Origin of the sequence: Actinomadura sp. NBRC 104425 (assembly GCF_030269545.1) — a bacterium.
In the GTDB taxonomy this organism is placed as follows: domain Bacteria; phylum Actinomycetota; class Actinomycetes; order Streptosporangiales; family Streptosporangiaceae; genus Spirillospora; species Spirillospora keratinilytica.
Genome location: NZ_BSTN01000019.1, coordinates 24,919 through 38,514 on the forward strand (window position 1 = coordinate 24,919; position 13,596 = coordinate 38,514).

Here is a 13,596-nt window from a genome sequence, read left to right on the forward strand (position 1 = left end):
GTCCCGTTTCCCACCGTTTTGTCCTGCCTGGGGGTGTCGGCCCAGGTCACGACGGAGGAATGATGCGCGCGGACCCGGGAGCCCTGTACGACGCGCACGCCGCCCGGCTGTACGCCTACTGCTGGTCGCTGGTGGGCGACCGCGCGGCGGACGCCGTCACCAACACGTTCGTGGCGACGGTGCGCCACCCGCCGCGCGGCGACACGGTGCTGTGGCTGTACGCGCTGGCCCGCTCGGCCTGCATGGAGCTCGGCGCCCTGGGCGGACTTCCGGACGGCGCCTTCCAGGGCCGACCGCCGTCCGCGCGGCCCGCCGCCTCGCCGGGCGACCCGCTGCTGCGCGCCGCCGCCGGCCTGCGCGCCGACCACCGCGAGGTGCTGCTGCTGTCGGCCGGCGAGTGGCTGGAGATCGACGACATCGCCCGGGTGGTGGGCGTCGCCCCCGACACCGCGCGCGGGCTGCTGCACGCCGCCCGCACCCGCCTGGAACGCGCCGTCCTCGACGCGCTCATGCGCGCCCCCGCGGGCACCCCGGAGCACCTGGAGCTGATCGGCGCGTTCGAAAAGGGCGGGCTGCCGCGGCTGCTGGCCCGCCGCGTACCGGACCGGCCGCCGCGCGAGCTGCGCGAACGCGTGCTGGCGGCGTGCGAGGTCGAGGCGCGGCGGACGCTGCCCGCCGTCACCGCCGGCGGTCCGCTGGTCGTCATCGGCGGCGAGGCCGCGTCCGAGGCCGCGTCCCCGGGCGCCCGCCGCTCCACGGCGAGGAAGAAGGCCAAGAGGGTCGGCGCCGCCGCGAGCCTGGCCGCGGCCGCCGCCGCGGCGGTGGGCATGCTGATCTCGTGGCCGGTGGGCAAGGGCGGAGGCTCGGCCAAGCTGGTGCCGACGTCGGGCAGCGACCGCGCGGAGGCGGGCTCGACCCGCCCGACGGACGGCTCCTCCGGCGGCGCGTCCGACGCCGCGCGCTCGGGCGCCCTGAGCACCGGCCCGCTCACCCAGAGCAGCCGCCCGGCGGCACCGTCGTGGACGGGCAGCGGCACGTCCGGCGCGACCGCGGCTCGGAGCGGCGGCACACCCTCCCGCGGAGGCGGCGCGTCGGCCACGCCCGACGAGAAGCGCCGCACGACCGGCAAGCCGTCCGCTCCGGGATCGACGTCGCCGGGCACACCGACCGCCACCTCGTCGCCGCCCACGCGGACGCCGACGCCGTCGGGGACGCCGACGTCCGCCGAGCCCGCGCCCGGGGTTCCGTCGTCGAGCCCGCCGCCCGCCGCGTCGCCCGAACCGTCGGCCGCCCCCACGCCGACGTCCAACCCGACGCCGAGCCCGGGCGAGGACTGAGCCCCGGCCGGCTCAGGCGTCAGCGGGCGCCTTCGATGCGGCCCATCACCAGGCGCGGATGGAAGTAGCTGATCGGCACGCGTTCGCTGTCGGTGACGCACACGATCCGGTAGCCGTTGCGGCCGTCTTCGTCGGGGGTCTGGAAGTCCTCGGGCGCGAACGCGCCGCGCCGCTCCATCTCCTTGAACCAGCGGCCGAGTGCGTACACGTCGGGGAAGGACTCCTGCCCCATGCCGCGCTTGCCGAGCGTGTAGGTGACCTCGAAGGTGCACCCGTCGGGGGGGTAGTCCGTCATATCCGCCCCTCGCCCCGGCAGACCCCGCACGTGTGGCCCTTGTGCGTGCCCGTCCCCTGGCATCCAGGGCAGGGACGCGTGGGCGGTTTGCTGTGCTTGCCCAAGGCTTCTGCCCCCCTCCGTTTCGGCGGCCAAGTCTATGACGGGCGCGCGGCGGAGCAGGCGGCTTCCGGACGGCCGGCCGGCATATCCCGTTCATGCCGCACCGGCCCGAGTTCCACTGGCGTGATGCACGACGGGAATGCCACACTTCGCTCATGACCGCGACCGCCCCCGAGGCCCACCCCGCCGGTCTGCAGGTCCGCCCCGCCCGCCCGGAGCCGGTCGGGCGCCGCGAACGCAAGAAACAGCAGACCAGAAAGGCCCTGGTCGACGCCGCATTCCGGCTGTTCGCCGAGAAGGGGTTCGACGCCACCACCGTCGACGAGATCGCCGAGGCCGTCGAGGTGTCGTCGCGCACCTTCTTCCGCTACTTCGCCTCCAAGGAGGACGTGGCGCTGACCTTCCAGGAGGAGCAGCACCACGCCATCATGCGGATGGTGGCCGAGCGCTACACCGACGAGCCGATCATGACGGCGCTGCGCCGCATCGCGGTCGAGGCCACCCGCGCGGCCGAGCGCGGCGAGCTGGGGTTCGACCCGGCGCGCTTCCGCTGCCTGCTCGACCTGACCGCCGGCAGCGCCACGCTCATGGCGGGCAGCCTGGAGCTGGCGCAGAAGAAGCAGGCCGAGATGACCCGGCTGGTCGCCGAGCGGATGGGCACCGACCCCGCCGTGGACATGCGGCCGCACGTGGTCGCGGCCGCCACGGTGTCGGCGTTCCGCGCCGCCGCAGAGGCGATGCGCTCGCCGAAGATGGGCTACGAGCGGATGTCCGACGCGGTCGACGACGCCTTCGCCGTCCTGGAGCAGGGCCTGAACTTCCCGCCCGCGCGGTCCTAGCCCGGGCTCACCGCAGGGCGCTCAGCACCAGGCCGCTCGTCGGGACGCCGGTTCCGGCCGTCACCAGCACGTGCCCGACGCCGTCCACCTGGTTCACCGCGGTGCCGCGGATCTGCCGCACGGCCTCGGCGATGCCGTTCATCCCGTGGATGTAGGCCTCGCCCAGCTGGCCCCCGTGGGGGTTGACGGGCAGCCTGCCGCCGAGCTCGATGCCGCCGTCGCGGACGAAGTCCGTGGCCTCGCCCCGGCCGCAGAACCCCAGCTCCTCCAGCTGCATCAGGACGAACGGGGTGAAGTGGTCGTACAGGATCGCGGTGCGGATGTCGGCGGGCGTCAGGCCGGACTGCCGCCACAGCGCCGCGCCGACCCGGCCCATGGCGGGCAGCGACGCCAGGTCGCCGCTGTAGAAGCCGAACATCATCATCTGGTCCGGGCCGGTGCCCTGCGCGGCGGCCGTCACCACGGCGGGCGGGTGCGGCAGGTCCCTGGCGCGTTCCACCGACGTCACGACGAGCGCCACGCCGCCGTCGGACTCCTGGCAGCAGTCCAGCAGGCGCAGCGGGTCCACGATCCACCGGGACGCCTGGTGGTCCGCCAGCGTGATGGGGCGCCCGTGGAACCACGCCTTGGGGTTGGTGGCCGCGTGGCGCCGCATGGCCACCGCCACGCGGCCGAAGTCTTCGCCGGTCGCGCCGTACTCGTGCATGTAGCGGCGGGCGTGCATGGCCACCCACGCCGCCGGGGTGGCGAACCCGTACGGCAGGTGCCAGGAGAACTCCAGCCCGGTGGAGTCGGCGCGGCCGGAGCGGGCGGCCTGCCCGAACCGGTGCCCGGAGCGCTCGTTGAACGCGCGGTAGCACACCACCGCGTCGGCCTGCCCGGTCGCGACGGCCATCGCGGCGTGCGCGACCGTGCCGCACGCGGCGCCGCCGCCGTAGTCGACCCGGGAGAAGAACCGCAGCCCGGGGATGCCCAGCTCGCGCTGCACGGCGATCTCGGAGCTGGTGTCGGCGGTGTAGGTGACCAGGCCGTCCACGTCGGACGGCGCCAGCCCGGCGTCGCGGATCGCGGCCAGGCACGCCTCGACGGCCAGCCGCAGCTCCGACCGCCCCGACTCCTTGGAGAACTCGGTCGCGCCGATGCCGACGACGGCGGCCCTGCCCGACAGGCTCACACGCCCTCCTTGAGCTTGACGGTCGCGGTCACGTGGTCGCCGAGGCTCACCGCGCCGCGCACCTTGAGCGTGGTCGCGTCCACGCGTTCGGCGTACAGGCGCAGGGTGTCGCCCGCGTAGGCGGGGACGCCGAGCCGCACGGCGATGCCGCCCAGCGTCGCGCCGGGGGCGGCGGCCAGGGCGGCGCGCTGCACCAGGCCCATGGTCGTGAGGATGTTGAGGAAGATGTCCTTGGTGCCCTGGGCGCGGGCCAGCGCGGTGTCGTGGTGGACGGGGTTGAAGTCGCGCGTGGCCAGGGCGGTGGCGATGACGAACGTGGGCGTCAGCGGGATCTCCAGCAGCGCCGGTTCGCCGGGGTCGCAGGGCGGTTCGTCGTCGGGGGCGTCGGCGGGGATCCACTGCGGCAGCGTCAGCTCGTCGTCGACGTTCTCGAACACGACGCGGACGGGCATGCCGACCGTCACCTCGCCCGGGTCGCAGCGCAGGACGTTGCCGACGACCCGCACGCCCTCCTCCAGCTCGACCACGGCGACGACGAACGGCGGCGTCCGCCCGGGCACGGGCGGATGGTGGTGCACCACGTAGCTGTGCACGCGGCCGCGTCCGCTCGCCACCACGTGGTCGCGTTCGAGCGAATGGCAGGACGGGCACATCGGCCCGGGCGGGTGGCGCAGCATGCCGCAGTCGGCGCACCGCTGGATGCGCAGCTCGCCGGCCTTGGCGCCCTCCCAGAAGAACGCGGTGTCCGGGCTGGTCACCGGCCTCATGACGGGCGCGTTCTGGGCGCGGCGGCGCCCGCGCGGCCGGAACTTCAGCACGCGGAACAGCATCTCGGCCACGCGCCGGCCGTCTTCGCCGTACCAGGTCTGGTACCAGGTGACGAAGTAGCCTTCACCCATCGCGGTGCGCTTCGGGCCGGTCAGGCCGCCGAACCGCATCGCCGGGCGCAGGTGCTCGCCGACCCGCACGTACCGGTCGTAGGTCTGCTCGCAGTTGGTGGCGACCACGCCCGTGTAGCCGTGGTCGTCCAGCATGCGCAGCACCTCGTCGGCCGCAGAGCCGCCCCTTTCGGAGACCAGGCCGGGCATCGACCACACCTGGATCATCGCGGGCGGTGCGAACCGCGACCAGTCGCCGGTGTCGCCGAGCGCCTGCGTCCAGTTGCGGATCATCGCGGCGTTGACGGGGTCGGGGCAGGGCTGCCCGGGCCGCTCCCCGGCGGCGGCGAGCCGCCGCGCCGCCTCGGTCAGCCGGTCGTGCACGGACGGCTCCGCGGCCGCCTCCTGCGTCGTCGTCATCGGTGGACCTCCTAGCGGGGGGCGCGCGGCAGGCCGAGGCCGAGCATCGCGATGAGCTCGCGCTGCACCTCGTTGACGCCGCCGCCGAACGTCAGCACCACCGCGCCCTTGACGCCGTGGTCGAGCACGCGCATGAACTCGGCGGTGTCCGGGTCGCCGGGGTCGCCGAACCGGGCCAGCGTGTCGCCGACGATCCGGCCGACCTCCTGCATCCGCTCCGAGCCGTAGATCTTGGTGGCGGACGCGTCCGGGGCGGCCAGCCAGCCCAAATTCTGGTTCGCCGCGACCTGCCAGTTCAGCAGCTCGTTGACGCGCAGGTAGGCGTGCACGCGGGCGACGGCGCGGCGCACGTCCGGATGCTCGATCAGCGGCCTGCCGTCGCGCCCGGCGGCGGTGCGGGCCCAGCGGACGAACCGGTCGTAGGTGTGGCCGATGTTGCCGGCCGGGCCGAGCGTCACCCGCTCGTGGTTGAGCTGGTTGACGATCAGGTCCCAGCCCTTGTTCTCCTCCCCGACCAGCATCCCGACCGGGACGCACACGTCCTGGTAGTAGGTGGCGTTGGTGTGGTGGCGGCCGTCCATGGTGACGATCGGCGTCCACGAGAAGCCCGGATCGCGGCAGTCCACGATCAGCATGGAGATGCCCTTGTGCTTCTTGGCGTCCGGGTCGGTGCGCGCCGCCAGCCAGATGTAGTCGGCGTAGTGCGCGCCCGAGGTGAAGACCTTCTGCCCGTTGACGATGTAGTGGTCGCCGTCGCGGACCGCCGTGGTGCGCAGCGACGCCAGGTCGGTGCCCGCGCCCGGCTCGCTGTAGCCGATCGCGAAGTGGCACTCCCCCGCCAGGATGCGCGGCAGGAACATGCGCTTCTGCTCGTCGGTGCCGTACTGCAGCAGCGTCGGCGCCACCGTGTTCAGCGTGATGATCGGGTACGGGACCTCGGCGCGGGCGATCTCGTTGGCGAAGATCTGCTGCTCGACCGGGCCGTAGCCGCGTCCGCCGTACTCCTCGGGCAGCGCCACGCCGAGCATGCCGTCGCGGCCGAGCCGCCGGCAGTGCTCCATGTACGCGGTGCCGAACGGGTCGTCGGCGATGGCGGCGCGCTGCTCGGGGGTCAGGCAGCCCTGGAAGTACTCGCGCAGCTCGGCGCGCAGTTTCTTCTGCTCGTCGGTGAGGTCGATGAACACGGGTGACGCTCCTTCAGTTCCCGGCGGTGACGGCCGGCTCCTCGGCGCCGACAAGCGCGCCGAGCGCGTCGAGCTGGTCGTCGGCGCCGCCGAGCAGGTGGCAGACCTGCTTGCCCCAGGCGAACCGGCGGTGCAGCGGATAGGTGACGTCCAGGCCGATGCCGCCGTGCAGGTGCTGGCAGGTGTACAGGGCGCGCGGCACCGGATCGCAGGCGTTGTACGCGGCGACCGCGAGCACCTCGTCGGTGTCGGGCAGCGACTCGGCGAACCGCCACACGCCCGCCCACATGGCCACGTCCACCGCGCGTTTGGCGATGTAGACGTCCCCGACCTGCATGGTGACGGCCTGGAACTGCGCCAGCGGCCGGCCGAACTGCTCGCGCGTCTTGACGTGGTCGGTGGTCAGCCGCAGCGCGCTGTCGATGACGCCGGAGGCGATCGCGACCGCCCCGGCGACGGCGGCGCGGCGCAGCGTCCGCCAGGCCTCGCCGCCGGTGCCGCCGCCGAGCAGGGCGTCCGCGCCGACCCGCACGCCCGCCAGCCCGACCCGCGACAGCGGCTCGGTGGTCGCCGACGGCTGCGTGGTGAGCGACACCGCGTCCGGTGCCACCAGGAACACCTCGACGTCGCCGCCGTCCAGGCGGGCCGGGACGAGGATGCGGGAGGACTCGGCCGCGTACGGCACGAACGTCTTCACGCCGTCCAGCACGTAGCCGCCGCCGTCGCCGCGGGCGGTGGCGGTGACCGTCCCGGACGGGCCGGGCTCGCGGAACGCGCCGGTCAGCACCGTGCCGCCCTCGCCGAGCGGTTTGAGCAGCGCACGCTGGGCGGCGGTGCCGTGCCGCGCGATGGGGACGGCCGCCAGCGCGAGCGCCGCGTACAGCGGCACCGGCGCCGTGTGCGCGCCCGCCTCCCGCAGCAGCACCGCCATCTCGACGGGGCCGAGCCCGGCGCCGCCCGCGTCCTCGGGCAGGCACACGCCCAGCAGCCCGGCCTGCGCGAGCGCCTTCCAGGTGGCCGCGTCGTAGGGGGCGCCGCTTTTCTCGAACGCCTCCAGCCGCTCGCGGGACGCCTCGCGTCCGAGTACGCCGGCGGCGAGGTCCCGCAGCTCCCGCTGGGTCTCGTCGAGATCGAAGTCCACGTCAGTCGCTTCCTTTCGGCGAGGGCTCGGGGTCCAGCAGGTGGAGGCGGCCGCGCCGGGCGAACTCGGCGCGCAGGGCTGCCGCGTCGTCCGGGGTCATCCGGCGGTAGGCCAGGTCCCGGCCGGGCCGCCACCACACCGGGTCGCCGGTGCGCCAGCCCTCCCGGGCCAGCCGCCGCTTGAGGATCTTGTTGGACGCGGTGGCGGGCAGCTCCCGCGCCACCCGCACGTACCGGGGCGCCCACTTGGGGCTCATGTCGGCGCGGCCGCGCAGGTAGGCGGCGAACGCCTCGGGGTCGAAGTCGCCGGAGTCGGTGACCAGGGCCGCCATGACCTGGTCGCCGGACGCGGCGTCCGGCACCCCGTACACCGCCACCGCCCGCAGCCCCGGCAGGTCGGCGAGAACGCGTTCCACCTGCACGGCGCCGAAGTTCTCCCCGTCCACGCGCAGCCGGTCGGCGGTCCGCCCGGCGAAGAACACGTGGCCGTCGGCGTCGGCGTAGGCGAGGTCGCCGCTGTAGAACATGCCGTCGCGCAGCCGGTCGGGGGCGTCGTCGTTGTAGTAGCCGTCGAACAGGCCGAGCCCGCCGGTGTTGACCAGCTCGCCGATGGCCTCGTCGCCGTTGACGAGCCGTCCGGACGCGTCGAACCGGGCGGGCGGGCACTGCGCGCCGGTCTCCGGGTCGAGGATCTCAACGCCGTCGCCGAGGCGGCCGAGCGCGCCGGGCGGGCCGTGCGGGTCGGGGGTGAAGGCGATCGCGGTCTCGGTGGAGCCGTAGCCGTCCACCACGCGGCAGCCGAACCGGTCGGCGAACGCGCGCTGCTCGGCCGGGGCCGCCTCGTTGCCGAACGCGACGCGCAGCGGGTTGGCGGCGTCGTCGGGCGCGGGAGGCACGGCCAGCGCGTACGACAGCGCCTTGCCGACGTAGTGCAGGTAGGTGCAGCCGTACGCGCGCACGTCCGGCAGCAGCCCGGACGCCGAGAACCGGCGGCGCAGCACCAGCTCGGCCCCGGCGGCCAGCGCGGGCGCGTAGGCGGCCATGACCGCGCCGGAGTGGAACAGCGGCATCGGGCAGTACACCACGTCGTCCGGCGTGAGCAGGCGTTCGGCCAGGTTGCGGCCGGGGACGGTGACCTTGCGGTGGGTGACGCGCACGGCGCGGGGGCGGCCGGACGTGCCCGACGTGAAGATCAGCATGAGCAGCGTGGTGTCGGTGACACCGGTGACATCGGGCAGGGGCGCACTGGCGTGCCGCGAGAGCCGGTCGGCATACGGCCCGCCGTCGGCGTCCAGCACGGGAAGCCCGGTCGCCTCACCGACGGCGGTGGCCGTGGCGGCGTGCGCGGACTCGGTGACGATCAGATCGCAGTCGGCGCGGCCCGCGTCCCCGGCCAGTTCGGCGGCCGACCGGGTGGTGTTCAGCGCGACCAGCACCGCCCCCGACAGCGCCGCCCCGCCCAGCAGGAACACCAGCTCCGGGACGTTGTCCAGCAGCACGCCCACGTGCACCGGCCGCCCGGCGGGGTGCGGCTCGGCGGACAGCCAGGCGGCCCGGACGGCGCACTCGGCGACCGCCTGCCGCCAGGTCCAGGCGCGCCCGTCCTCGGCGCGACGCAGGCCGGGCCGGTCGTCGGCGGCCCGCGCCGTCAGCATCGCCGCCACGGTCACCTGCCCGCCCGCCTTTCGCCCGTCCGGACCACACGGCGCAAATTAGAACAGATTCTAGTTATTGTCCAGAGTCCCGGCCGGGCACCCCGTTCACACCGCCCACCGGGCACCCCGCCGGAAGGTTCGCACAGCCCGGTGCAACGAATCAGATAACACGTTCTCGCCGGAAGGTAAGCTGGGCCCGCACGACGCGAGGGGACCGCGAGGAAGGGAAGCGACCGTGACCGCAGAGCCGACGACCACCGACGACAGCACGGCCGGTGCGGGTCGGCAGGGCGGCCGCTCCCGCAGCCAGTTGCAGCGCCGCCGCCGCATCGTGCAGGCCGCCGCCGCGCTGGCCTCGCGCGGCGGCGTGGAGGCCATGCAGATGCGCACCGTGGCCGAACGCGCGGGCGTCGCCCTCGGCACCCTCTACCGCTACTTCCCGTCCAAGATGGACCTGGTCGTGGCCGTGGTCAGCGAGGAGCTGGACCTGCTGGAGGGCAGCGTGGAACGCCGCCCGCCCCGCACCGACTCCCCGCCCGGCCGCACGGTGGAGGTGCTCATGCGCGCCACCCGCGGCCTGATGCGCGAACCCGAACTGGCCGACGCGCTGATCCGCTCCCTGCTGCTGTCGGACGTGCGCACCGACATCGGCGACCGCCTCGCCGCCCTCCTGCTGCGCGCCGCCGCGGGCCCGGGCGCCGACATCCCCGACGACGACCCGCGCCGCGTCGTCGTCCGCGCCCTGACCAGCGTCTGGACCATGGAGATGATCGAGATGCTGCGCGGCCGCGCCACCGCCGAGGAATCCCAGGCCCGCCTGGAGATCGCCGCAGCCCGCCTGTTGCACGACTTCTGAGCCGCGCCGCGCTCACCACCTCTCGTCGTCCAACTGGACGAAGGCACCCGCAAGACGGCGCCACCACGGCGGCCGCGGCGCCTCGTGCCGCCCGTACACCGGCGCGCGCACGTCCGGCGTGCGCACGTCCGCCGGGCGCGGTGCCGCGATGACGGGCCGCGGCACCGCAGGCCACCCGGCCCGCGCGGCCTCCAGGCACCGGCCGAGTTCGACGGGGTCGTGGGCCTCCACCAGATGGGCCCGGCCGGACGCGTCCTGCACCAGGCCCCACAGCTTGCCGGTGTGCTCCCCGCGCCACACCTGCGCCTCGGGGAACCGGGCGCGCAGCACCGCGAGCGCCTGGTCGGCGTTCCACCCGGCGGTCACCGCCGGGCCCCCGCGTCCCCCTGCCGCCGGGCGAGGTGCGCGAACACGTACAGCGCCGCATCGTCGGTGTGCCTGCCGTCGGCCTCGGCGATCGGCTCGCCGCGCGACGTCCAGAACCACAGCCTGCCGCCGTCCTCGGGCCGGGGGCGGCACGTGATGGTGTCACGGGCGTCCGGGTCGCCCTCGACCGCGACGCAAAGCCCGTCCGCGCCGCGCTCGACCACGAGTCCGCGTTTGGCCAGCCGCAGGCTCAGCGGCCACAGCGGGTCATGCGTTTCCGCACGCTCGTCCATAGTGGGTTTCCCTCCTGCCGTCCTCGTCTTCGCGGGCGGACGGTCTCGGTCGCCTCCCACGGCGGACCCGGCCGGCCACCCCGCGTCCGCACGGCAGATTCAAAGCGCTGCGAACCCGTCACGGAACGTAGACAATGGCAGCACCTCCGGGGACATCCCCGCACTGTCCCCGGCCACCCCGAACGAAAGGGTGTGAGGTGCCATGGAGCAGGAGCGTCCGGCGTGGGCCGAGCGGCTGCGCAACGAGCGCGAGTCGCGCGGCTGGGGAACGTTCGAGATGGCGCGGCAACTACGCCAGGCCATCGGGATCACCAGCCACCCCTCGAACAAGGTCAAGGCGCTGGCCCGGCAGATCGTCCGCCACGAGAACGGTTACGTGTACCCCCGGGACTGGGTCACCGCCTACGCCAGGGTGTTCGACATCCCCGAAACAGAACTCCGCCCCCCACCGAAGACAAATCCCCCTCAAACGGGCGACGATGGTGGACACCCATCCACCTCGACGCAAGGGGGTGGCCCGACGAAACGCCGAGACGCCCTGAAACTCGGAGCCGCCGTCGCCGTCACCCCCGAGGTCTTGCACAAAGTCCTCCCGGACACCGCAGCCGAGGCGATGGAGTTCACCCGACGCGCCAACACCACGGCCGTCGGACACGGCACGTTCGACCACCTGGAATCGGTCATCGTCGCTCTCGACCGCAAGTACAACATCGATCCACCCGCCGAGCTGTTCAGTACCGCGCACACCTACCGGAACCGGGTCGCCGACCTCATCGAGGGGCCGCGGACGCTCAAGGAAGCCCGTGAGCTCTACGTCTGCGCGGCGTGGTTGTCGGAGATGCTCGCCTGGCTGGCGCATTGCCTTGGTGATCCGCTCGCCGCCGAAGCCTGGGCGATCGACGCGTTCCACCACGCCGACCAGGCCGGGCACAACGAGTTGTGCGCGTGGGCCTGTGACGCCATGGCCTCGGTCGCGATCTACCACGACCAGCCCGCACGAGCCATCGCCGCAGCCCGGCGGGGTGTCGCCAAGGCACCCGGACGGCACCCACTGGCGGTCCATCTGCGCACTCAAGCGGCCCGCGCCCATGCCAGGCTGGGCGACCGGGAAGCGTGCGAGGAGATGTTCCGGCAGGCCCGCGACCTGCACGAGCGGCTTCCGACGCGCGCTCCGCTCCGGCTCGCCCTGGACACAGCCGACCTGGCACCCTTCGCCATCACGGGCCATGTGACACATGCGTATCTCTGGCTAGGCGACGCCGAGCAAGGCGACTTCCTCCGCGCCAAGCAGCACGCCCAAGCCGCCATCGACACACACTTGGCCTTGCCCGCCGGGTCACGTTCGCCCATCCGGGAAGCCATGGCCCACATCGACCTCGCCATCGCACTGGCCCACCTGGGAGAGCCAGAAGAGGCCGCCGCTCTGGGACAGCAGGCACTCACCACCGCACGCCGGGTAGATCCGGTACAGCGGCGGGCCGAGGATCTGCACCGGGTACTCAGCGACCGCTACCGCAAGCTGACCGTCGTCCAGGACTTCCAAGAGGCGTATCGACATCACCGACCGGCGAGGTGACGATGGCGACGCGGTCGCGTCCGCGCGCGGTATCCACGAAGCCGGTTCGTCCGGAAGGGGTGGGCAGATGAAACGCCGAGTCGCCCTCGGGCTGGGAGTGGCCGCCGCCGTCGCCCCCAAGGTGCTGCCCAGGGTCCTTGGAGACACCGCAGCCGAGGCGATGGAGTTCACCCAGCGTGCGAATGCCACCGCCCTCGGACGCGACACGTTCGCCCACCTGGAGTCCGCGCTCGCCACTCTCGACCGCCGCCAGAATTTCGATCCGCCTGCCGACGTGTTCAACAGCGCACGCGCCTACCGCGTTCGGGTCGCCGAACTCATCGACGGCCCGCGAACCCCGGAGGAGTCCCGCGAACTGTTCGTCTGCGCGGCCTGGCTGTCGGAGATCCTCGCGTGGATGGCGCAATACCTGGGTGATCCGCTGGCCGCGGAGGCGTGGGCGACCGACGCCTACCACCACGCCGAACAGGCGGGGCACGACGTGCTATGCGCGTTCGCCTCCGACGCCTTGGCCTCGATCGCCATCTACAGCAACCAGCCCGCTCGCGCCCTTGCCGCGGCGCAGCGCGGGATCGCCAAAGCACCGGCGCGGCACCCGCTGTCGGTTCGCCTGCGCACCCAGGCAGCCCGCTCTCATGCCCGGCTGGGTGATCGGGACGGGTTCCAGGAGATGTTCCGGCAGGCCAGTGACCTGCACGAACGCCTTCCGGCTCGTCCGCCGCTCCGGATCGTCATGGAAACCGGATCGCTGGCCGCCTTCGGCATGACCGGCCATACCGCGGAGGCGTACATCTGGCTCGGGGACACCGAGTGGGGCGATTTCGCCCGCGCAAGGCATCACGCTCAGAACGCCCTTGACATCGAACTGGCGTGGCCCGACCAGTCGAAGTCGCCAAGCCGGACGGCCATGGCCCGCCTCGACCTGGCCCTGGCACTGGCCGGACTGGCGGAACCAGAGGAGGCAGCGGAGCTGGGACGGCAGGCGCTCAACACCTCGCGCCTGCTGGCGGCGGTGCGGCGGCGGGCCGGGGAGCTTGATCGGGTGCTCAACGAGCGGTATCGCGGGCTGGGTGCCGTGCAGGATTTCCGGGAGGCGTACCGGAACAGCCGAACGGTGAGGTGACGATGGGTGGCGCGGTCAAGTCCGAGCTGAATATTCGGGCGCCGTATCTGAAGCTGATCAAGGACGGGGTGAAGACCGTCGAGGTTCGGGTCGGGTATCGCAGTATGCGCAGGATCCGGGCCGGGCAGGAGTTGACGTTCGTGTCCGGTGACGAGCGCGTGCCGACCCGGGTCACGCGGGTGACCGAATACGCTTCGTTCGAGGCGATGCTCGACCGGGAGGATCCTCGGGCGATCGGGGGTGATGTCGGGGAGGACCGCGCGGAGTTGCTGAGGGTCATCCGCGGCATCTACCCGCCGGAGAAGGAGAGGCTCGGCGTACTGGCTATAGAAATCGAACTCCTCGGCTAGTTATTTCC

The 13,596-nt window shown here is 73.3% G+C and carries 14 protein-coding genes; 6 read left to right on the top strand and 8 right to left on the bottom strand.

What is annotated here, in order from left to right; genetic code table 11:
• Positions 1 to 62 precede the first annotated feature (62 nt).
• A complete protein-coding gene (locus QSK22_RS24385; RefSeq protein ID WP_285496674.1) occupies positions 63 to 1,337 on the top strand; it encodes a hypothetical protein in 1,275 nt (424 codons plus the stop codon).
• A gap of 19 nt (positions 1,338 to 1,356) precedes the next feature.
• Here the strand turns inward: QSK22_RS24385 and QSK22_RS24390 are convergent, their stop codons facing one another.
• The gene (locus tag QSK22_RS24390; RefSeq protein WP_285496675.1) at positions 1,357 to 1,632 is read right to left on the bottom strand and encodes a hypothetical protein; all 276 of its coding nucleotides are present in this window, start codon (positions 1,630 to 1,632) and stop codon (positions 1,357 to 1,359) included.
• A gap of 257 nt (positions 1,633 to 1,889) precedes the next feature.
• Here QSK22_RS24390 and QSK22_RS24395 point away from each other — a divergent pair, with 257 nt between their 5' ends.
• Positions 1,890 to 2,573: a TetR family transcriptional regulator gene (locus tag QSK22_RS24395; RefSeq protein WP_285496676.1), complete on the top strand. Its 684-nt coding sequence runs from the start codon at positions 1,890 to 1,892 to the stop codon at positions 2,571 to 2,573.
• A gap of 7 nt (positions 2,574 to 2,580) precedes the next feature.
• On the opposite strand, the gene QSK22_RS24400 is transcribed toward QSK22_RS24395, so the two are convergent.
• Genes QSK22_RS24400 through QSK22_RS24420 form a run of 5 tightly spaced genes read right to left on the bottom strand, consistent with a single transcriptional unit; the run spans position 2,581 to position 9,039 of the window.
• The gene (locus QSK22_RS24400) at positions 2,581 to 3,747 is read right to left on the bottom strand and encodes a lipid-transfer protein (protein WP_285496677.1); all 1,167 of its coding nucleotides are present in this window, start codon (positions 3,745 to 3,747) and stop codon (positions 2,581 to 2,583) included.
• A complete protein-coding gene (locus QSK22_RS24405) occupies positions 3,744 to 5,045 on the bottom strand; it encodes an OB-fold domain-containing protein (RefSeq protein ID WP_285496679.1) in 1,302 nt (433 codons plus the stop codon). Before QSK22_RS24405 ends, QSK22_RS24400 begins: the two co-directional genes overlap by 4 nt.
• 11 nt (positions 5,046 to 5,056) lie before the next feature.
• A complete protein-coding gene (locus QSK22_RS24410; protein WP_285496680.1) occupies positions 5,057 to 6,229 on the bottom strand; it encodes an acyl-CoA dehydrogenase family protein in 1,173 nt (390 codons plus the stop codon).
• Between the two features lie 13 nt (positions 6,230 to 6,242).
• The gene (locus tag QSK22_RS24415) at positions 6,243 to 7,370 is read right to left on the bottom strand and encodes an acyl-CoA dehydrogenase family protein (protein WP_285496681.1); all 1,128 of its coding nucleotides are present in this window, start codon (positions 7,368 to 7,370) and stop codon (positions 6,243 to 6,245) included.
• A 1-nt stretch (position 7,371) separates the two neighbouring features.
• Positions 7,372 to 9,039, bottom strand: a complete 1,668-nt coding sequence (locus tag QSK22_RS24420; protein ID WP_285496682.1) for an AMP-binding protein — start codon at positions 9,037 to 9,039, stop codon at positions 7,372 to 7,374.
• Between the two features lie 220 nt (positions 9,040 to 9,259).
• On the opposite strand from QSK22_RS24420, the gene QSK22_RS24425 reads away from it, so the two are divergent.
• Positions 9,260 to 9,880, top strand: coding sequence for a TetR family transcriptional regulator (locus tag QSK22_RS24425; RefSeq protein WP_285496683.1), 621 nt, complete (start codon positions 9,260 to 9,262; stop codon positions 9,878 to 9,880).
• Positions 9,881 to 9,892: 12 nt separating this feature from the next.
• Here the strand turns inward: QSK22_RS24425 and QSK22_RS24430 are convergent, their stop codons facing one another.
• Complete coding sequence (locus QSK22_RS24430) at positions 9,893 to 10,246, bottom strand: hypothetical protein (RefSeq protein ID WP_285496684.1); 354 nt, start codon at positions 10,244 to 10,246, stop codon at positions 9,893 to 9,895.
• A complete protein-coding gene (locus tag QSK22_RS24435; protein WP_285496685.1) occupies positions 10,243 to 10,539 on the bottom strand; it encodes a hypothetical protein in 297 nt (98 codons plus the stop codon). Before QSK22_RS24435 ends, QSK22_RS24430 begins: the two co-directional genes overlap by 4 nt.
• Before the next feature lie 202 nt (positions 10,540 to 10,741).
• Here QSK22_RS24435 and QSK22_RS24440 point away from each other — a divergent pair, with 202 nt between their 5' ends.
• The 3 genes from QSK22_RS24440 to QSK22_RS24450 are packed head-to-tail and all read left to right on the top strand — an operon-like array spanning position 10,742 to position 13,588.
• The gene (locus tag QSK22_RS24440) at positions 10,742 to 12,115 is read left to right on the top strand and encodes an NsdA family TPR-like regulatory protein (protein ID WP_285496686.1); all 1,374 of its coding nucleotides are present in this window, start codon (positions 10,742 to 10,744) and stop codon (positions 12,113 to 12,115) included.
• Positions 12,096 to 13,238: an NsdA family TPR-like regulatory protein gene (locus QSK22_RS24445; protein WP_502872360.1), complete on the top strand. Its 1,143-nt coding sequence runs from the start codon at positions 12,096 to 12,098 to the stop codon at positions 13,236 to 13,238. Before QSK22_RS24440 ends, QSK22_RS24445 begins: the two co-directional genes overlap by 20 nt.
• Before the next feature lie 2 nt (positions 13,239 to 13,240).
• Positions 13,241 to 13,588: an ASCH domain-containing protein gene (locus QSK22_RS24450; RefSeq protein WP_285496688.1), complete on the top strand. Its 348-nt coding sequence runs from the start codon at positions 13,241 to 13,243 to the stop codon at positions 13,586 to 13,588.
• Positions 13,589 to 13,596: the final 8 nt, after the last annotated feature.

Excerpts from the sequence above, each read along its gene's own strand:
- QSK22_RS24395 (WP_285496676.1), top strand. The coding sequence starts at position 1,890 with ATGACCGCGACCGCCCCCGAGGCCCACCCCGCCGGTCTGCAGGTCCGC.
- QSK22_RS24385 (WP_285496674.1), top strand. The coding sequence starts at position 63 with ATGCGCGCGGACCCGGGAGCCCTGTACGACGCGCACGCCGCCCGGCTG.
- QSK22_RS24405 (WP_285496679.1), bottom strand. The coding sequence starts at position 5,045 with ATGACGACGACGCAGGAGGCGGCCGCGGAGCCGTCCGTGCACGACCGG.
- QSK22_RS24390 (WP_285496675.1), bottom strand. The coding sequence starts at position 1,632 with ATGACGGACTACCCCCCCGACGGGTGCACCTTCGAGGTCACCTACACG.
- QSK22_RS24440 (WP_285496686.1), top strand. The coding sequence starts at position 10,742 with ATGGAGCAGGAGCGTCCGGCGTGGGCCGAGCGGCTGCGCAACGAGCGC.
- QSK22_RS24435 (WP_285496685.1), bottom strand. The coding sequence starts at position 10,539 with ATGGACGAGCGTGCGGAAACGCATGACCCGCTGTGGCCGCTGAGCCTG.
- QSK22_RS24450 (WP_285496688.1), top strand. The coding sequence starts at position 13,241 with ATGGGTGGCGCGGTCAAGTCCGAGCTGAATATTCGGGCGCCGTATCTG.